Below are 16,600 nucleotides of genomic sequence, written 5' to 3'. Positions count from 1 at the left end.
AAAATGTATGATAATTTACATGAGAAAGCAGCGCTTATTTTGGCTGGCTCTAGCGCTGTTGCTCATTGCGCTTTCCTGGTGGGGTGTGGCTGCGGCACGAAGTGGGTTGGTTGTGCGATCGATTCAGCGTAATGGAGTGCCGATGTTGTACATCGCACCACAACCTTCAGGGAAAATACCAGATGTCCTTGTAGCGCATGGCTTTGGGAGTGCTATTTTCTTTGGTTGGACGATCGTATCTGCCTTTCCTTTGGCTGCATAAGGAAGCTGGGGCGGTACGTTAGGAGAACGAAGTGGAGCGTAACGCACCCTACGAACTAATAACTAATGACTACCAACCTAAAACGGGACATTTTTGCCCCCTAACCCCCCAACCTTGGGGGGAAATCTTGCTCCTCCTCTCCCAAAGTTGGGAGAGGGGGTAGGGGGTGAGGGCGAGACTATCCCGGCTTAAGTTGGTAGCCTGACTAATGACTAATGACTAATAACTAATAACTAATGACTAATTTTATCAGCCACATAGCAACGGTTGACACCTAATTAACTTATCATCAAACTCGGCATCCCAAGGGAAATAACCTGACTTATCAGGCCAAAAACATTGTAAAGCAGAAAAAGAATTATCGTCACCGTAAAACCATTCGGCGAAGCACAAAAACTCAACACGCTGATATGATGCCACACTCTCAAAAATAATTGAGTAGTTTTCGATAAAATCCGAATAGGGCTGACCCGTCACTATAGGTGTACCGGCTTTCACGAAACTGCCGATATCGTTAATAATGTGACCCATAATTTGATAAGGCAATCCAAACATAATAATCTCAGGATGTTTGAAAGAATGCCATAAACCGATCGAGTAGGCAAAACCAGGTTTCATCGTTTCTGGATCTCCACCCACTGCCATAACGTGCCAACCTACTCTTTTCACATCATCAACAATTTTCTTTTTTACTGGGTCATTGATGTGACGCTCTTTCATTTTTAATCCCCCTTGCATAAAGCAGCCTTCTTTAGTATAATCATAATTCTAAACCTTTGTAGGACTTACGCAGAAACCGGGTTTCTTTACGAGAATACGTCGTTTCAGCGATGGGTATAAGTCCAGAAACCGGGTTTCTTTCCTGACAGTGCCTAAGTCCTAGTTTGCCTAGATTAGATTTCTCTGAATATGTTACAAACTAATAACAAAGTGGTAATTTTTGATACTACCATGCGTGATGGAGAACTTACGCCTGGTGTCAAAATGAACATTGACGAAAAAATTAGCATTGCCCAAGTGCTAGAACAAATAGGCGTAGACGTTATTGAAGTAGGTTATCCTGGGAAATATGAAAAAGATTTTGATGAAATATTCCAGATATCTAAAATAATTCATAAATCTACTATCTGCGGACTTGCAAGCTGCGATCGCAACGAAATATTAAGCGTTGCTAAAGCCATTGAACCAGCCGACAAAGGAAGAATTCATACTTATACATTGGTCAATATTAAAAATAAATCTAAACTCAGTGAAGAGGAAGTATTAGCCGGGATAAAAGACAGTGTTTCATTGGCGCGAAATTACTGCGATGATATAGAGTGGAGTGCGTTTGATGCTACCAGAAGCGAACCGGATTTTTTGTGTAGAGCGGTAGAAGTTGCGATCGAAAGTGGAGCGAACACTATTAGTATACCAGATAGCTTAGGCTTGCTATTACCTGAAGAATTTGCCCAGCTTCTACAGAAAATTTTTAACCGAGTTCCAAATATCGATCGAGCTATTGTTTCAGTCCATTGCCACGATGATTTAGGCATGGCAGTTAAAAATTCCCTTATAGCTTTAAACTGTGGAGTGAGACAGATTGAATGTTCTATCAACGGTTTGGGTGCGAGAAAAGGTAATGCAGATTTAGAAGAAATTGTTGAGGGAGTTTTAGAACAGAAAGATGTTTCAATTTGTATTGAAACATCTTTAATTAAAAAAGCCTCAGAATTAGTTAGTAAAATTACTGGAATGGATAATAGGTACGTTGTTGCACTTTAAGGCTAAAAGAGCGCGGCATCGCAACAACGTACCTGCCGATCGATCGCAATTTTCTAGCCTACCACCAGTGCAACCCAAGCGATCGATTTTTCAATTACTTCAAAACATCATATACTCAAAGATTGCACCTTGTTCGCGATCGACTAAACTACGGAGATAAAAACCTTGGGCATAGAACTACGCAGTTACGTATTTCTAGACAACTTACAGCCTCAGTACGCAGCTTACTTAGGCACGGTGGCGCAAGGGTTTTTGCCATTGCCGGGAGATACGTCACTGTGGATTGAAGTTTCGCCTGGAATTGAGATTAACCGCATTACTGATGTCGCCTTGAAATCCGCTTCTGTACGTCCAGCGGTGCTAGCTGTGGAAAGACTTTACGGACTTTTAGAAATTCATTCCAGCGTCCAAGGCGAGACGCGGGCAGCTGGTAAAGCGATATTGGAGACAATGGGAGTTCGCAGAGAGGATTGTATCAAACCGCGTGTTATTTCTAGCCAGATTATTCGCAATATTGATTCTTACCAAACACAACTGATCAATCGCGGACGGCGCGGACAGATGATTCTGACAGGGCAAACGCTTTATGTGTTAGAAGTTGAGCCTGCGGCTTATGCAGCACTGGCGGCGAACGAGGCAGAGAAAGGGGCTATGATTAACATTTTAGATGTTCACCCGCTCGGCAGCTTTGGACGGGTCTACCTGGGGGGAGCAGAACGTGATATTTTGGCGGCTTCCAAAGCGGCGCTGGGGGCAATTGAAAGTGTGCCGGGGAGAGAAAATTCTACTGATGGGCGTAAGGAATGAGCGGGGGCAGAGGGGCAGAGGGGCAGAGGAGCAGAGGGGCGGAGGGGCAGAGGGGCAGAGGAGCAGAGGAGCGGAGGGGCAGAGGGGCAGAGGAGCAGAGGGGCAGAGGAGCAGGAGAATAAAAATGTTATTTTTTTGAACAAAAGCATAACAACTCCGAAAGAGCCTGAACAATGAACAATTAGCAAATGACTATTGACAAATGACAAAATCTCATTACTCAACCATAACAGCAGGGATTATTGAGCAAGCTAAAATTCGCGAAGATGCTCTGCCAATCAGGAATGAAAAGTGTCGAGATCAATTCTTTTTTCATCCTCATCCCACACCAAAAATTTTCCTTTTCTTCCACGGATTTACTGCTGCTCCCTACCAGTTTGAACCGCTGGGGAAAGCGCTTTTTCAGTTGGGTTATAATGTACTAATTCCATTACAACCCGGTCATGGCATCGCGGGAGATTGGAACGGCGATAATCCTCCTCCATTGCCAGAAGAAGCTGAAGTTTATCAACAATTTGCGCTTGATTGGTTGCAGGTAGCTAAACTTTTGGGAGAGGAGATAATCATCGGAGGAGATTCCAGCGGCGGTACATTATCAGCTTGGTTAGCCCTCGAACGTCCCCAAGAAATTGCCAAAGCTTTACTATTTTCTGCCTACTTGGGCGGTAACTTCAAGATCGCAGATTGGTTAGTGTCGATTCTGCCTATTTATTATGAGTGGTTCAACAAAGACAATCCTGGCAGTTTTGGCTATGATGGCTTTCGGATGCCTGCGTTGCGGGTGTTTTTAGATATGGGGCAAGAGATTTTGGAGCGAGTGCAAAACAGTCCCGCTGCGCCGATGTTGATTATTTCTAGCGAAGCTGATAAAGCCGTTAACATTGAGGAACACCGAGACTTATTTCAAGCCGTACTGAAACGTCAGCCTAACTCGTGGTATTACTGCTTCGACAAATCGTTAGATATCCCTCATACGATGATGACAAAACTAGAGGGAAATGAGTATTTGGATATACTTATTACTATAGCGAAAGCTTATGTCGAATGCGATTTGCCTTGGTTTCTGCTCAAGGAAATTGCCCTTCAGATGCTGCAAGGAAAAAGTTTCGATACTGTTGTGGAAGAATTGAATATTGCTCAACAGGTTTGCCCAGATTTGCGCGTAATGATGGCAATGGTGGATAAGCAAAGTATTGTTGACGACCGGGAGTAAAGTGCAGGGAACCCCACCCCCAACCCCTCCCCGTCCACGGGGAGGGGAGAAATACTCCCCCCTCCCCGTGGTCGGAGAGGGGGGTTAGGGGGGTGAGGTTTGTCCCGGCGAATGGTTGGTAGCCCGAATACAGCGGTTCCCGCTGTAATGAAGTACATTTTAAGTAGGGGCTCCGCATTCCGGCAGATGATTTATTGGTAATCAGCAAAGATGAAATACCGGAATGCTTCGCCCTTCCCCTTCGCATACTGTACCTCTTAACAGCGGGAACCGCTGTATTTCTCATCACTGGTTACGCAATGCAATATTCTAGGATAGTTAGCCAAGGTATTTGAGGTTTAGCGTTAATTGTGGCCCGATCGCGCATAATCGCCTAAATGTAAAGTTTTGTTATAAACCCAGTCCACTCGCATAAGGTAGGAAGGTTTCTCCCAATAAGCAAGTATAGGCGATCGAACCGCCAACGTTAACAACTACTTAGGAAGTTGCCATGCTTGACTTTTTCGGGTCAGAACCCAACAATACCTGGGAAAAATCTACCAATTCTACCCTTTGCGGTGTGAACACGAATGTAGCACCCATTGACGGAATCACTCCTCATGTGGTAAGCAATCAGCCGATCGCGGGTGGTGTTAGTCCAGAGATAAAGAATATCGAGAATTTGATCGGGAATGCTGATGGTAGTTTGATTTTGGGTAAGAGTGCGATCGCACCCCAAAGCCGTGAGGATTTAGGATTAGAGAATTATCACAGCACATCATCTATTGATGCGCTGACTGGGGAAACGCGATCGAATGGTACTGAGGGCACGATTTCTCCAATTGTAGAGCAAGCGGTGCGATCGGCTGACAGTTATCTGAGTAAGTTGGCGACTGACCATGATTTAAATGCCAAGATGAATTTGGCTTTTGGCAATAGTTGGAATGCTGATGTAGCTAATACTTTAGTTAAAGCGTTTGCTAATGGCGATTTTAGTCAAATTCCGTCGATAGAGATTCTGCCATCTGCGGCAATTAATGGAGCAAATGGTGCTTTCGCTAGTTTGACAAATACGATTTATTTAGCGAAGGAATTTGTTGAGCAAAATGCTGGTAATCCAGGTGCGATTGCGAGTGTGGTGTTGGAAGAAACAGGGCATTTTATTGACTCGAAGATTAATGTTTACGATGCGGCGGGTGATGAAGGGGATATTTTTGCCAGAGTTGTGCAAGGTAAGGCGATAAGTGCTGGTGAATTTCTGGGGTTGAAGAGTGAGGATGATCATGCAATTGTCAAATTGGGTGGGGAAAATATTCAGATAGAACAAGCAAAATCATTTGCAGCAGGCGATCGCGTAATTGATATTATCCGCCAAGAAAAAGGTTCTTGGGTAGATGGTTCCCGAGATGCTGAAGTAGTTCTATCCAAAGGGGATTGGACTTTTAACCAGACAACTGGATTACCTAATATGGATGCCATGAATGGTGATTTTGTCAATCTAATCGCCGGAGACTTTGATGGAAATGGTTTAACAGACTTCATCCGCCAAGAAAAAGGTAGTTGGGTGAATGGTGTTAATGATGCACAAGTTTATCTTGGCGCTGGAAATGGTACTTTCAAGACTCCAATCCAAATGACTGATATGGGTGTGATGAACGGCAATTTTGTCAATTTAGTGGCGGGTGACTTTAACGGAGATAAATATACCGATATCATCCGACAAGAAAAAGGTTCTTGGGTAGATGGTTTCCGAGATGCTGAAATCTACATTTCCAATGGTAATGGTACTTTCAAGAACCCAGTTTTAATGAATAATGCCTCTGCTATGAATGGCAATTTTGTCAATTTGATTGTCGGTGATTTTACAGGTGGCGGCGCAGATGACATCATCCGCCAAGAAAAAGGTTCTTGGGTGGATGGTAATAATGATGTTCAATACTACACCTTCTCTCAGGGTAACTTCAAATTCCAAGCAAATGTGCCTAATATGGGCGCAATGAATGGCAATTTTGTCAACTTAGTTGCTGGAGACTTTAATGGCGATCGTGTAACTGATTTAATCCGCCAAGAAAAAGGTTCATGGGTGGATAATAATCGGGATGCTGAAATCAACATTTCCAATGGTAACTGGGGCTTTAAATCCATAACTACCATGAATAATGCTTCAATCATGAATGGCGATTATGTCAATCTGATTGTCGGGGATTTAACGGGTGGTGGCGCTGATGACATCATTCGCCAGGAAAAAGGTAATTGGGTGGATGGTAAGAATGATGTTGAATTTTTGACTTACTCTAATGGCAATTTTGTCAAGAAAAAAGATGCGCCTAATATGTCTGAACTGAATGGCAATTATGTCACTTTGGTTCCAGGGTTATTTGGAACGACTTCAGATACTACAACGCCCCCTAATCCTGGTAATGGAAAACCAGATATCGACATTCAACTCTTCTATCCTAATGGAGGATTCACTGATACGCAAAAGGCAATTTTTGAGCAAGCTGCTACTAATTGGGAGAGCATTATAACCAGGGATAAAGTATCAAGTGGAATTTTGAAAATTGCAATCACTCAAGGTTCAAAGGGCATATTAGGCAGTAATTGGGCGTCAGGTATTGCTGCTGAATCTTGGATGGATAGTTCCCCAAATTATCGTAAAGATAATACTACCAATTCGGTCAGCGGGAACAACTTTGATGGGGATGGTAGAACTCATTTCAATAGTGCCTTTATTAATCAATTCTCAAGAAATAATTTGCTTCGCTTAACAATGCACGAAATGGGTCATACGTTAGGTCTGGATGAAGCACAATTTGATTCGAGTTTATATGATACAGCAGGAGATAGTCTGATGGACTATAGAACTCCGGCTCAGGGTGGACAGGATATGAAGATAACTGAGGGGATGTACAAGAAAATGGAATGGCTTGGTTACGGTGTTAACCGTAACCCATATATCAACTGGAGTTGATATATTTCTTGCTTGGTTATTAAGGCGAGCGCATTGACCATTTATTCAGAGTGCGATTGCCTTTATAATTTGCTCAGAATGCGATCGCATCTTTTTTCCTTGCACAAATCTTGCGCCTCCGCTTCCAGCCCGCCTGGGGTTCAAACCCCAGGCTAATAGCGAAAGTCCACTTAAGTGGACTGAATAAAAGAAAATATGTATTCAGTCGGATTTATCCGACTTTCGCTATTAGACGGGGAATTGATTAAGAGTCGGGTGATGACAACAGGTGCAAGATTTTTGTCTGTAATTGTAAAAGGCGATTCGCACTTCCGATTTATTCAGAATGCGATCACTTTTTATTTGTCTACAATCTTCAAGAACAATTCAGTAATCAACATTTCCGATTGTAGGGACACGGCATCATAGATATTTTGGCCAAAGATTAAATCTTAATTCTGCCGTGTCCCTACACCCATTTTGAGGAATGCGATATGCCGTTCGTCAGCTACGCGATCGCATTGACCATTTATTCAGAATGCGATCGCATTTTTTTGTCTGAAATATTCAAGAACAATTCAGGAAGAGAAATTTTGGATTGTAGGGACACGGCATCATAGATATTTTGGCCAAAGGTTAAATTTTAATTCGGCCGTGTCCCTACACCCATTTTGAGGAATAGTCAAACTACCCAGATGATTCTGCATTTTCATCCTCAATTTCATCCAACTCTAATGTATACTCTAGTGCTGACTTTAGCTTTAATAAATAGCTGGCAGAAAGAGTTCCCAACTGCCGTATTAATCGTTGCTTATCAATCACCACAATTTGGTAAGAAAGCGCCACTGACTCTTGCGTCAATCCACCTTCCCCAGCAGGTATGACAATAGTACCTGGGATTTTAGCGCGTCGCAGATTACTGGTAATAGGAACAACAACTACAGTTGTAGTGAAGCGATCCAATGTATTTCTTTGCACCAGAATAACTGGTCGTATGCCAGCTTGTTCTGAACCTCTACTGGGATTCAAATCAGCTAAATAAACATCTCCCCGCATCAAAGTATATCCTCTTTTTGAAGTTGGGGTAAATAATCTTTTAAAACTGCTTCTGCCAAAGCTAAATCTTCTTCGGAAAACTCATTTTTAATAGCCTCAGCTTCTTCATCAGAAATCCTATCCCAATCTTGAAATAATTGGTTTTTATGCAACGAAGTAGCAAATTTTAGAACTTGCTCTTGTTCTGACAAGGACAGGTTAGAGATTATTTCCAGCAATTGTGTTTTCACTATTTCTGTTGTTTTGGTTGTCATTATGCAAACCCAACAAACTCTAAGTACATTATAACATGATGTGGCGATCGCTTTTGTTGAATTGGAGAGTGCGTTCGCGAAGCGTGCCGTAGGCATATCGCGATGAAAGGGGATGGGAGTGCGATCGTGCTTGTTGAATTAGAAAATGGGATCGCGTTTGTGAAATTAGAGAGTGCGATCCCATAGAATAATAGTTATTCAAGATGTGGTGTAAAGGAGAGATTAGACTGATTGGATATACATTCTCGCGTATTTCAGCAATTAAACGATTAGCGGTTAGGGAGTCTTGCTGGCAAACTTAGTACAGATGAACTACTGCGCTTAGTAGACAACCCATCAGCACAACGTTTCTTAGACACCCGCAGCAACAATATTAATATAATCCAAGAAGTAGAAGGCCGACTTCTAAGAATTACCCTTTCTGGAGACGGTAAGCGGATAATTTCAGTAGGGCCAATTCGGACAAATTTAGTCAGAAACCGCATTGTTAGCGGTGACTTTATTCCACTGACCTAGAGGTACTGGTGATGGCAAAAATTCATATTTCCGAAATCCAAGAAATTTTAGCACAAAAAGGTGCAGAAGATGCGAGGCCAAATCCAAACTTAGGATATTTTCTGGAAATTCGATTTGACGATTCTCAGTTAGCTGCTAAAGTAGTTGATGAAGAATTGCAAAATAAAACTATTACAGCTGATTGCCCCTACGGAATGGTAACAATTGAGTTTGACAAATACGGGCAACTAAAATCGATTGATTTGAGTTAATTTAAGTTTAAGACCATCGTGCTTTTGGGATGTGGGTGCGTTCGCATCTTTTTTCCTTGCACAAATCTTGCGCCTCCGCCTCAAGCCCGCCTGGGGTTCAAACCCCAGGCTAATAGCGAAAGTCCACTGAAGTGGACTGAATAAAAGAAAATATGTAATTCAGTCGGATAAATCCGACTTTCGCTATTAGGCGGGGAATTGATTAAGAGCCGGGTGATGACAACTGGGGCAAGATTTTTGTCTGGAATTGTAAAAGGCGATCGCATTGACCATTTATTCAGAATGCGATCGCCTTTTTTTGTCTGAAATCTTCAAGAACAATTCAGGAATAGAAATTTCGCATTGTAGGGACACGGCATCATAGATATTTTTGCCAAAGGTTAAATCTTAATTATGCCGTGTCCCTACAGCCATTTTGAGGAATACACAAATCTTGCATTTGCGCTGATAGCCCGCCAGGGGTTCAAACCCCAGCGTCATAGCGAAAGCGATGTAGTCAGGGCAGGTTTTGTTGATAGGTTATCTGTTTTACCATAGAAATATCTGCTAAACCTGCCCCTACAATCGATCGCGATCGCCGCTCCCCCACTCCCATGTCCCAAAGTGAAATGCGTTCGCGCAGCGTGCCGGAGGCATATCGCATCCTGACAAACCGGGCTCAGGCGTCAAATCCCTAGTTGACACGAGCATGAGAATCTGATAATAATAAGAATTTGTGAAAACTTTAGCGCTTTTAATAAACCCTTGGCTAACGTAATAGTGATAGGTGCCCAGTGGGGCGATGAAGGAAAAGGTAAAATCACCGATTTACTCAGCAAATCAGCAGATATAGTTGTACGTTACCAAGGGGGTGTCAACGCCGGACACACCGTCGTGGTGCAAGGGCAGACCTTCAAGCTGCATCTAATTCCATCGGGAATTTTATATCCCGACACCGAGTGCATCATCGGTTGCGGCACCGTCATCGACCCCCAGGTACTCATTGAAGAACTCGACCAGCTAGAAAAGCTGGGCATCTCAACCCGCAATCTGCTGATTTCCCAGACAGCCCACGTCACCATGCCCTACCACCGCATGATCGATCGAGCATCGGAAGAACGGCGGGGAAACCACAAAATCGGCACCACAGGTCGCGGCATCGGCCCCACCTATGCAGATAAATCCGAGCGTACCGGCATCCGTATCCTAGACTTAATGGACCCAGATGCCCTCCGCAAACAGCTTAACTGGACGATAAATTATAAAAACGTCATCCTAGAAAAGCTTTATAATTTGCCACCCCTCGATGCAGAAGAGACGATCGAGCATTACTTGGAATATGCAGACCGCCTACGCCCCCATGTGGTAGACACCTCCTTAAAGATTTACGACGCCATCCAACGGCGACGCAACATCCTGTTTGAAGGCGCACAAGGAACCCTCCTAGATCTGGATCACGGCACATATCCCTACGTCACCTCCTCCAACCCCGTCGCGGGTGGAGCCTGCGTAGGCACAGGCGTAGGCCCGACAATGATCGATCGCGTCATTGGTGTAGCCAAAGCATACACCACACGAGTGGGAGAAGGGCCATTTCCCACCGAACTCCACGGCGAAGTGGGAGAATTGTTATGCGATCGCGGTGCGGAATTTGGCACCACCACCGGACGCAAAAGACGCTGCGGCTGGTTTGACGCCGTGATCGGTCGCTATGCCGTCCGCATCAACGGCTTAGACTGTCTCGCCATCACCAAACTCGACGTACTCGACGACCTCGAAGAAATCCAAGTTTGCGTAGCCTACGAAATCGACGGTCAACACTGTCACGACTTTCCCAGCAGTTCCCGCATCTTCGCCCGTTGTCAACCCATCTACAAAACCGTACCCGGTTGGAAACAATCCACAGCAGAGTGTCGTAAGCTGGAAGACCTACCAAAACAAGCGCTAGACTATCTCAAGTTCCTAGCCGAATTGATGGAAGTTCCGATCGCGATCGTCTCTCTGGGGGCCAGCCGCGACCAAACAATTATTGTAGAAGACCCCATTCACGGCCCAAAACGAGCGCTGTTGTACGCTGATGGCACACCTGTAGGCGTCTGAGGCATAACGCTTTTGGCAATAGAATAGCAGTAGTCGATCGTGCAAACCAATAAGGGCTTGAAATTTCGTTGGTAAATTAACCATGAGCGGTATTGTTCAAGGGCCAAGTGGGCTATTCCAGCTAACACACGCTGAGATTAAGCGCAAAATAGCCCACCAAAAACTTTTCGGGTTAGAGGAATTACAGAAGTATCTCTTGAGCTTCTGTAAAACTGTACTGACCGCTGATGCCTCTAGGTTAAGTGATTTCAGCCTTTATGACCTTGCACCATCGGTTCTACTCTATAGGCCGCCAAATACCGGAAAAACCAGTCTCTGTTACTTACTTTTCGATCGAATAAAGCAAGAGGTTACTAGCGTCGAGCATTCACCACAGGGAATATAAAGTCTCTCTATAAAGTTTTATTTGTTGATGTAATGTGTGTTGATAATTCTGTATGTATAATTGACAGGCTTTTTGAGCTTTTTGATAAGGGATTCTCAACCCGCTAACACTTAGCAGAAAACTACAAGGAGCGATAAATGACCACTGATGAGGATGCTCAGATAGCAAGACTGGAAATTCATAGATATCTTATAGCATGGATTATCAGAGAGTTGCAAAAGGAAGGCATACAAGCAGACAGAACAAGGGGAGGAAGTTCTAAAGGTGATATTTTGATAGTTCGTCAGAAAGATGTGCCGCGAGTTAAAGAGTTAATCCGCAGTTGGCAGAGGAAATACAATGGGTGAATAATTAAAAGGAAAATCGCATAATGAACGAGCCACATATTGAAGTCAAGGCTTGGAAGACAAAAAAGATAGATTCTACAAAAGCAAAAGAAATCCGTGATAAAGATAGTGTAATTGGGGTTGTTACCACAGGAGGAATCACTAAACCTGCTAAGGAGGTGTTTAACGAAGCTGATATAGCATGGATAGAGTATTTTCCCGAAAAAGAGTTGACGCAAACTAAAGCTCAGGAGGAAGGTTAATGTTAGACATGATTTTCTATCCAGCCAATGAGCAGCCGCCGCATTATGTCGAATTATCTGAAGACATTTCCAAGTGGCTAGCCAAGTCTGAATTTTTCAAAATAGGTAAATCTGTTACCATAAAAATGGTAATAGATAAAGAAGAGGAAAAGCTACCTCTGGTCAAGTTAAGCAAGGATAATCGCAAGAAGCTAAGAGCTTTTTTGCTTGAAGCGATTAGTCAGGAAAGCGATAATATACTCTCTCAACTTGGAGACTCGCCCTCAAAACAAGAGTATCAAGATGCAACTTACCTTCTTAGGAAGCTGCAAGAGCTACGCAAGTGCGTAGAAAATGAAAATTATAAGTATCTTCAGCGGGTAGTATAATTTAGTAATGCCGTGCTGAAGATTTGATACTATTTGAATACTAAGGAACCAAAATCAGAACATGGAACTCACAGTTGAATGTCAAAAGCGGCCTGAAAAAAGCAAACCGAACGCCCTGCGTCGTAGCGGTAAAATCCCCGCCGTTTTGTATGGCCACAAAGGTGCTGAATCAATTGCTCTCACACTGAATGCGAAAGTCGCCGAACAGCTACTTAAAAAAGCATCCCTCAACAACACGCTCATCACTCTCAACATTCCTGAAATCTCTTGGAACGGTCAAACTCTCTTGCGAGAAGTCCAATCTCATTCCGCAAAGGGATTTATTTACCACCTCAGCTTTTTTGCCGTCTCAGCTCACGACACCCTGGAAGTGGGAGTGCCCCTGCATTTTGTGGGAGAACCAGCGGGTGTCAAGCTAAGCGGTGGTATGTTAGACACCGTGATGACATCAATCCAGGTCAAATGTTTGCCGGAGAGCATCCCAGATAGCATTGAAGTTGATGTCTCCTTTATGAACATTGGGGATGCCCTGCATATCCGCGAACTAACTTTGCCCCCTGGCGTTATAGCGATTGCCGAGCCAAATCAAGTGGTTGTCAGCGTCCTCAACACGCAAGGTGGAGCCCCTGAAGCCGAAGAAATAGTACCTGCATGAGCTTTGCTCAGATAGTTAATTGCCGATCGAACCAGGGACAAAACCCTGGTTTTTTATATTGAGTTGGTAGTTTTAGATTTAAATTAAATCTAAAATCTGCCATCTGCGATCTGAAATTTGAAATTACCTAATTACCATGACCCAAACATCTCTCCCTTCCCTAATTCAGCAAATGTTGCAACCGGGTTTCTATCCTCACCCCGTGACGGAACCGATTAAGCTGATTCAGACGCACGTTTCCTATGTGTTCCTCACTGGGGATTATGCTTATAAGGTTAAAAAATCGGTAAACTTTGGCTTTTTGAACTACTCGACTTTGGAACTCCGGCAACATTTTTGTAATGAAGAGTTCCGCATGAATAAGCGGGGGGCTCCCGAAATTTATTTAGAAGTTTTGCCAATCACTCAGACAGGAGAGCAATTTCAACTGGGTGGCGCTGGTGAAGCGGTGGAATATACGCTGAAAATGTGCCAATTTCCTCAAGATGCGTTATTTCTCACTTTGTTTGAACAGGGTAAACTGACTGAGAAAAATATGGAGGATTTGGGGCGGGTTGTGGCAGAATTCCACGCCCAAGCACCAATCAATGACTATATTCGCACGTTTGGTAAAGTTGACCAGATTCGCCAAGCGATCGACGAAAATTACCAGCAAACTGAAAAATATATTGGTGGGCCACAAACTCAGTCTCAGTTTGACGAAACTAAGCAGTTTACAGATACTTTCTTTGCAGAACGGCAAGAACTCTTTGCTAGCCGAATTAAAAATAACTGGATTCGGGAATGTCACGGCGATTTACACCTGAGAAATATCTGTCTGTGGAATGGCAAAATTATGCTATTCGACTGTATTGAATTTAATGAGCCGTTCCGCTTTGTGGATGTGATGTTCGATATTGCTTATGCTGTGATGGAATTGGAAGGATTGCAGCGTTCAGACCTCTGCAATGCTTATTTGAATACTTACGTTGAAGAAACTGGCGACTGGGAAGGGTTGCAAGTTTTGCCTTTGTATGTAAGCCGTCAATCTTATGTGCGGGGAAAGGTAATTTCGTTTTTGTTGGACGATCCTGGTATTCCCGCAGATGAGAAAGAAAAGGCGAAGGAAACTGCTGCTGGCTATTATAAAATGGCGTGGGAATATACAAAACCGCGCCAAGGTAAACTGATTTTAATGTCGGGTTTATCCGGTTCTGGTAAGAGTACGGTGGCGCGATATTTGGCTCGGAAAATAGGCGCAATTCAGATTCGATCGGATGCGGTGCGGAAACATTTGGCTGGTGTACCTTTGCATGAAAAAGGTGGCGCAGATTTGTACTCGGCCCAGATGACTCAGAAAACTTATGGGCGTCTGTTGGAACTGGGAATTACGCTGGCTTCTGCTGGCTACCCGGTAATTTTGGATGCTAAGTACGATCGCGCTGCGTTGCGTTCTGAAGCGATCGCACAAGCTGAAAAACATCATCTGCCTCTCCAAATCTTATCCTGTACGGCACCAGAAGATGTCTTGCGCGATCGCCTCACTTCCCGTACTGGCGATGTCTCCGATGCCACAGAGAATCTCTTAAGTAGCCAACAAGCCGCTAGTGAACCTTTTACCGAGGCTGAACAATCTTTTGTCAAAACATTAGACACCACTCAGGATTTTGAGTCACAATTAAGTGATTGGTGATTAGTCAAGGGAATTGCAAATTTTAGATTTCAGATTGCAAATTTAAAATCTGCAATCTGAAATACAAAAGCACAAAATGATATCATGTCTGGTAGCATCGATTGCCTAAATAAACGCTCTCTTATCTGCGTTTATCTGCGTTTATCTGTCTTCATCTGCGGTAAAAATTTAACCCACGATGACAACAGACAATTTTCCGTATCACTCTTACACTACCGATGCAACTAGACACGATATGATTCCAAAATTTGACTCAATTTCCGAGGGCGTTTCAGCTGGGCTTTGGGTGGGTTTGTTCTTTCTACTGGGCTTTTTGTTGCTTCGACAGTCATTGGCTTTGAGCTTATTTTTGGCAATGCTGGGCACATTATCTGCTAGCTGGATAGTCGCTGGGTGGAAAAGCACAGAATTGCCCAATCTTCCGCAAGAAACGACTTCTGAACTGAACAGAGAAGGTCGCCTTATCCAGACTAAGGAAGATTTCAAGCAGCGACAAAAGAAACAACGACAGCCACATCGTTATAGTTGGTTTTTCTGGAAAAACCCCCGCAAAAAGTTGTGATTATACAGCCCTTTCCAGGTGAGTGATATCTTGTCCGGTTGCATCGTTAGCATTTATTGTGATATGGTCAAATTGTCTGTTGTCATCGTTGGTTAAATTTTTACCGCAGATGAAGACTCTGGAACGCAGATAAACGCAGATAAGAATGATCGCCAGAATTTTTTAGGTAAGCGATGCGTAATAACATGATATGAGGTACAAAGAAACAGGTTTCTGAGGTGTACTTCACGCAACTGCAAGCCGCTGTAGATTTCAAATTAAAATTTAACTTCAATTTGAAATCGAAAATCTAAAATATAAAATCCAAAATCCAAAATCCAGATGTTCTTATTTTTATCTAAACTACTGCCTATTTTCATTTACCCTTTGGGGCTAGCCTGCATACTGATGATTGTGGCTTTGGTGACGCTGTGGAAACGGCCCAGATGGGCGGCTAGCGCGATTTCCTTGGCTTTGCTAGTCTTGCTTTTGGCAAGTAATGGCTGGGTGTCTAACACTGTGGTTCGATCGCTAGAATGGCAAAATATCCCAGCCGCAGAACTCCCACAAGCACCAGCTATCGTCGTTTTGGGAGGTGGAGTGCTGCCGAAGAATCCGCCGCGACCTTGGGTAGAAGTAGCCCAAGAAGGCGATCGCGTCCTCTACGGTGCCAAGTTATACCGAGAAGGCAAAGCTCCCACCATCATTCTCAGCGGCGGTCGGATCGATTGGAAAAACGGTGGGCCATCAGAATCTCAAGATATGGCAGAAATTGTCGAAGCAATGGGCGTTCCCAAGTCGGCTATTTTGCAAGACCCCACTTCCCTCAACACTTACGAAAATGCCGTGAATGTCAAGAAAATCCTAGACGATCGAAATATAGAACGTCGCGTCCTGCTGGTAACCTCTGCACTGCATATGCCGCGATCGATCGCAATCTTCAAGCGTCAGGGAATTGAAGCAATCCCCGCACCCACTGACTTTCTAGTCACAGAAGGAAATCTCAAAGAGCAAGACACTTGGCAAGGCAAACTGCTGAATCTCCTGCCCGACACCGGCAGACTAGGGGACACAACCCGCGCTCTAAAAGAATACATTGGTATAGGAATCTATCGCCTCCAGGGTTGGCTCTAAGCAATTTTAGATTTTAGATTTTGGATTTTAGATTGTTCATTTTTCATTGCTCGTAATCGTAGGGGCGAAGCATTCGGGCACAAAATCTATCGCTCTTACCCTAGATTTTGTGCCCGAATGCTTCG

General features: G+C 43.8%; 22 protein-coding genes. 17 read left to right on the top strand and 5 right to left on the bottom strand.

The window, feature by feature from the left end; all coding sequences use genetic code 11:
* The first annotated feature begins 7 nt into the window (after positions 1-7).
* The gene (locus LAY41_RS28025; protein ID WP_249105276.1) at positions 8-262 is read left to right on the top strand and encodes a hypothetical protein; all 255 of its coding nucleotides are present in this window, start codon (positions 8-10) and stop codon (positions 260-262) included.
* Positions 263-511: 249 nt separating this feature from the next.
* On the opposite strand, the gene LAY41_RS28020 is transcribed toward LAY41_RS28025, so the two are convergent.
* The gene (locus LAY41_RS28020) at positions 512-982 is read right to left on the bottom strand and encodes a DUF4262 domain-containing protein (RefSeq protein ID WP_249105273.1); all 471 of its coding nucleotides are present in this window, start codon (positions 980-982) and stop codon (positions 512-514) included.
* Positions 983-1,171: 189 nt separating this feature from the next.
* On the opposite strand from LAY41_RS28020, the gene LAY41_RS28015 reads away from it, so the two are divergent.
* The 6 genes from LAY41_RS28015 to LAY41_RS32460 all read left to right on the top strand — a co-directional run bounded on the left by LAY41_RS28015 (position 1,172) and on the right by LAY41_RS32460 (position 7,595).
* Positions 1,172-2,026, top strand: a complete 855-nt coding sequence (locus LAY41_RS28015; RefSeq protein WP_249105271.1) for a beta/alpha barrel domain-containing protein — start codon at positions 1,172-1,174, stop codon at positions 2,024-2,026.
* A 165-nt stretch (positions 2,027-2,191) separates the two neighbouring features.
* Positions 2,192-2,833: a beta-carboxysome protein CcmP gene (locus LAY41_RS28010; RefSeq protein ID WP_249105269.1), complete on the top strand. Its 642-nt coding sequence runs from the start codon at positions 2,192-2,194 to the stop codon at positions 2,831-2,833.
* Positions 2,830-2,955: a hypothetical protein gene (locus tag LAY41_RS32465; protein ID WP_275974443.1), complete on the top strand. Its 126-nt coding sequence runs from the start codon at positions 2,830-2,832 to the stop codon at positions 2,953-2,955. Before LAY41_RS28010 ends, LAY41_RS32465 begins: the two co-directional genes overlap by 4 nt.
* Positions 2,956-3,035: 80 nt before the next feature.
* Entirely contained in the window at positions 3,036-4,046 is a 1,011-nt protein-coding gene (locus LAY41_RS28005) for an alpha/beta hydrolase (RefSeq protein ID WP_249105267.1), read from the top strand.
* Positions 4,047-4,536: 490 nt separating this feature from the next.
* A complete protein-coding gene (locus LAY41_RS28000; protein WP_249105264.1) occupies positions 4,537-6,996 on the top strand; it encodes a hypothetical protein in 2,460 nt (819 codons plus the stop codon).
* Positions 6,997-7,469: 473 nt separating this feature from the next.
* Entirely contained in the window at positions 7,470-7,595 is a 126-nt protein-coding gene (locus tag LAY41_RS32460) for a hypothetical protein (RefSeq protein WP_275974442.1), read from the top strand.
* Positions 7,596-7,662: 67 nt separating this feature from the next.
* Here LAY41_RS32460 and LAY41_RS27995 read toward each other — a convergent pair whose 3' ends face one another.
* From LAY41_RS27995 to LAY41_RS27985, 3 genes are read right to left on the bottom strand one after another with little or no spacing between them, the layout of a single operon-like run.
* The gene (locus tag LAY41_RS27995; RefSeq protein ID WP_249105263.1) at positions 7,663-8,031 is read right to left on the bottom strand and encodes a type II toxin-antitoxin system PemK/MazF family toxin; all 369 of its coding nucleotides are present in this window, start codon (positions 8,029-8,031) and stop codon (positions 7,663-7,665) included.
* Positions 8,031-8,285: a hypothetical protein gene (locus tag LAY41_RS27990; protein WP_249105261.1), complete on the bottom strand. Its 255-nt coding sequence runs from the start codon at positions 8,283-8,285 to the stop codon at positions 8,031-8,033. Before LAY41_RS27990 ends, LAY41_RS27995 begins: the two co-directional genes overlap by 1 nt.
* A 28-nt stretch (positions 8,286-8,313) precedes the next feature.
* Entirely contained in the window at positions 8,314-8,469 is a 156-nt protein-coding gene (locus LAY41_RS27985; RefSeq protein WP_249105259.1) for a hypothetical protein, read from the bottom strand.
* A gap of 343 nt (positions 8,470-8,812) precedes the next feature.
* Here LAY41_RS27985 and LAY41_RS27980 point away from each other — a divergent pair, with 343 nt between their 5' ends.
* A complete protein-coding gene (locus LAY41_RS27980) occupies positions 8,813-9,052 on the top strand; it encodes a hypothetical protein (RefSeq protein WP_249105258.1) in 240 nt (79 codons plus the stop codon).
* A 496-nt stretch (positions 9,053-9,548) separates the two neighbouring features.
* On the opposite strand, the gene LAY41_RS27975 is transcribed toward LAY41_RS27980, so the two are convergent.
* Positions 9,549-9,695: a hypothetical protein gene (locus LAY41_RS27975; protein ID WP_249105256.1), complete on the bottom strand. Its 147-nt coding sequence runs from the start codon at positions 9,693-9,695 to the stop codon at positions 9,549-9,551.
* A 101-nt stretch (positions 9,696-9,796) separates the two neighbouring features.
* On the opposite strand from LAY41_RS27975, the gene LAY41_RS27970 reads away from it, so the two are divergent.
* From LAY41_RS27970 to LAY41_RS27930, 9 genes are all read left to right on the top strand, one after another.
* A complete protein-coding gene (locus tag LAY41_RS27970; protein WP_249105255.1) occupies positions 9,797-11,131 on the top strand; it encodes an adenylosuccinate synthase in 1,335 nt (444 codons plus the stop codon).
* Between the two features lie 82 nt (positions 11,132-11,213).
* A complete protein-coding gene (locus LAY41_RS27965) occupies positions 11,214-11,516 on the top strand; it encodes a hypothetical protein (protein WP_249105253.1) in 303 nt (100 codons plus the stop codon).
* Between the two features lie 137 nt (positions 11,517-11,653).
* Positions 11,654-11,863, top strand: a complete 210-nt coding sequence (locus LAY41_RS27960; RefSeq protein ID WP_249105251.1) for a hypothetical protein — start codon at positions 11,654-11,656, stop codon at positions 11,861-11,863.
* 23 nt (positions 11,864-11,886) lie between these two features.
* Positions 11,887-12,105, top strand: coding sequence for a hypothetical protein (locus LAY41_RS27955; RefSeq protein WP_249105249.1), 219 nt, complete (start codon positions 11,887-11,889; stop codon positions 12,103-12,105).
* A complete protein-coding gene (locus LAY41_RS27950; protein ID WP_249105247.1) occupies positions 12,105-12,473 on the top strand; it encodes a hypothetical protein in 369 nt (122 codons plus the stop codon). The genes LAY41_RS27955 and LAY41_RS27950 overlap by 1 nt, the downstream gene beginning before the upstream one ends.
* A gap of 61 nt (positions 12,474-12,534) precedes the next feature.
* Positions 12,535-13,128 carry a 50S ribosomal protein L25/general stress protein Ctc gene (locus LAY41_RS27945; protein WP_249105245.1) on the top strand — a complete coding sequence of 198 codons (594 nt, stop codon included), beginning with the start codon at positions 12,535-12,537 and terminating at the stop codon, positions 13,126-13,128.
* A gap of 136 nt (positions 13,129-13,264) precedes the next feature.
* Positions 13,265-14,800, top strand: a complete 1,536-nt coding sequence (locus LAY41_RS27940; protein ID WP_249105244.1) for a bifunctional aminoglycoside phosphotransferase/ATP-binding protein — start codon at positions 13,265-13,267, stop codon at positions 14,798-14,800.
* A gap of 178 nt (positions 14,801-14,978) precedes the next feature.
* Positions 14,979-15,362 (top strand): hypothetical protein, encoded by a 384-nt coding sequence (locus tag LAY41_RS27935; protein ID WP_249105242.1) that lies wholly within the window; start codon positions 14,979-14,981, stop codon positions 15,360-15,362.
* A 321-nt stretch (positions 15,363-15,683) separates the two neighbouring features.
* Positions 15,684-16,475 (top strand): YdcF family protein, encoded by a 792-nt coding sequence (locus tag LAY41_RS27930; protein WP_249105240.1) that lies wholly within the window; start codon positions 15,684-15,686, stop codon positions 16,473-16,475.
* Positions 16,476-16,600: the final 125 nt, after the last annotated feature.

Source organism: Argonema galeatum A003/A1 (assembly GCF_023333595.1).
Lineage (GTDB): Bacteria > Cyanobacteriota > Cyanobacteriia > Cyanobacteriales > Aerosakkonemataceae > Argonema > Argonema galeatum.
This window is presented reverse-complemented; position numbering and strand designations above follow the sequence as displayed.

What these genes read in the sequence shown, in the direction of transcription:
- LAY41_RS27950 (WP_249105247.1), top strand. Translation starts at nt 12,105, where the DNA reads ATGTTAGACATGATTTTCTATCCAGCCAATGAGCAGCCGCCGCATTAT.
- LAY41_RS27930 (WP_249105240.1), top strand. Translation starts at nt 15,684, where the DNA reads ATGTTCTTATTTTTATCTAAACTACTGCCTATTTTCATTTACCCTTTG.
- LAY41_RS27945 (WP_249105245.1), top strand. Translation starts at nt 12,535, where the DNA reads ATGGAACTCACAGTTGAATGTCAAAAGCGGCCTGAAAAAAGCAAACCG.
- LAY41_RS27995 (WP_249105263.1), bottom strand. Translation starts at nt 8,031, where the DNA reads ATGCGGGGAGATGTTTATTTAGCTGATTTGAATCCCAGTAGAGGTTCA.
- LAY41_RS28025 (WP_249105276.1), top strand. Translation starts at nt 8, where the DNA reads ATGATAATTTACATGAGAAAGCAGCGCTTATTTTGGCTGGCTCTAGCG.
- LAY41_RS27935 (WP_249105242.1), top strand. Translation starts at nt 14,979, where the DNA reads ATGACAACAGACAATTTTCCGTATCACTCTTACACTACCGATGCAACT.
- LAY41_RS27980 (WP_249105258.1), top strand. Translation starts at nt 8,813, where the DNA reads ATGGCAAAAATTCATATTTCCGAAATCCAAGAAATTTTAGCACAAAAA.
- LAY41_RS27985 (WP_249105259.1), bottom strand. Translation starts at nt 8,469, where the DNA reads ATGGGATCGCACTCTCTAATTTCACAAACGCGATCCCATTTTCTAATT.
- LAY41_RS27940 (WP_249105244.1), top strand. Translation starts at nt 13,265, where the DNA reads ATGACCCAAACATCTCTCCCTTCCCTAATTCAGCAAATGTTGCAACCG.
- LAY41_RS27975 (WP_249105256.1), bottom strand. Translation starts at nt 9,695, where the DNA reads ATGCGATATGCCTCCGGCACGCTGCGCGAACGCATTTCACTTTGGGAC.
- LAY41_RS27990 (WP_249105261.1), bottom strand. Translation starts at nt 8,285, where the DNA reads ATGACAACCAAAACAACAGAAATAGTGAAAACACAATTGCTGGAAATA.
- LAY41_RS27955 (WP_249105249.1), top strand. Translation starts at nt 11,887, where the DNA reads ATGAACGAGCCACATATTGAAGTCAAGGCTTGGAAGACAAAAAAGATA.
- LAY41_RS28020 (WP_249105273.1), bottom strand. Translation starts at nt 982, where the DNA reads ATGAAAGAGCGTCACATCAATGACCCAGTAAAAAAGAAAATTGTTGAT.
- LAY41_RS28015 (WP_249105271.1), top strand. Translation starts at nt 1,172, where the DNA reads ATGTTACAAACTAATAACAAAGTGGTAATTTTTGATACTACCATGCGT.
- LAY41_RS27965 (WP_249105253.1), top strand. Translation starts at nt 11,214, where the DNA reads ATGAGCGGTATTGTTCAAGGGCCAAGTGGGCTATTCCAGCTAACACAC.
- LAY41_RS28005 (WP_249105267.1), top strand. Translation starts at nt 3,036, where the DNA reads ATGACAAAATCTCATTACTCAACCATAACAGCAGGGATTATTGAGCAA.
- LAY41_RS32465 (WP_275974443.1), top strand. Translation starts at nt 2,830, where the DNA reads ATGAGCGGGGGCAGAGGGGCAGAGGGGCAGAGGAGCAGAGGGGCGGAG.
- LAY41_RS28000 (WP_249105264.1), top strand. Translation starts at nt 4,537, where the DNA reads ATGCTTGACTTTTTCGGGTCAGAACCCAACAATACCTGGGAAAAATCT.
- LAY41_RS27960 (WP_249105251.1), top strand. Translation starts at nt 11,654, where the DNA reads ATGACCACTGATGAGGATGCTCAGATAGCAAGACTGGAAATTCATAGA.
- LAY41_RS32460 (WP_275974442.1), top strand. Translation starts at nt 7,470, where the DNA reads ATGCCGTTCGTCAGCTACGCGATCGCATTGACCATTTATTCAGAATGC.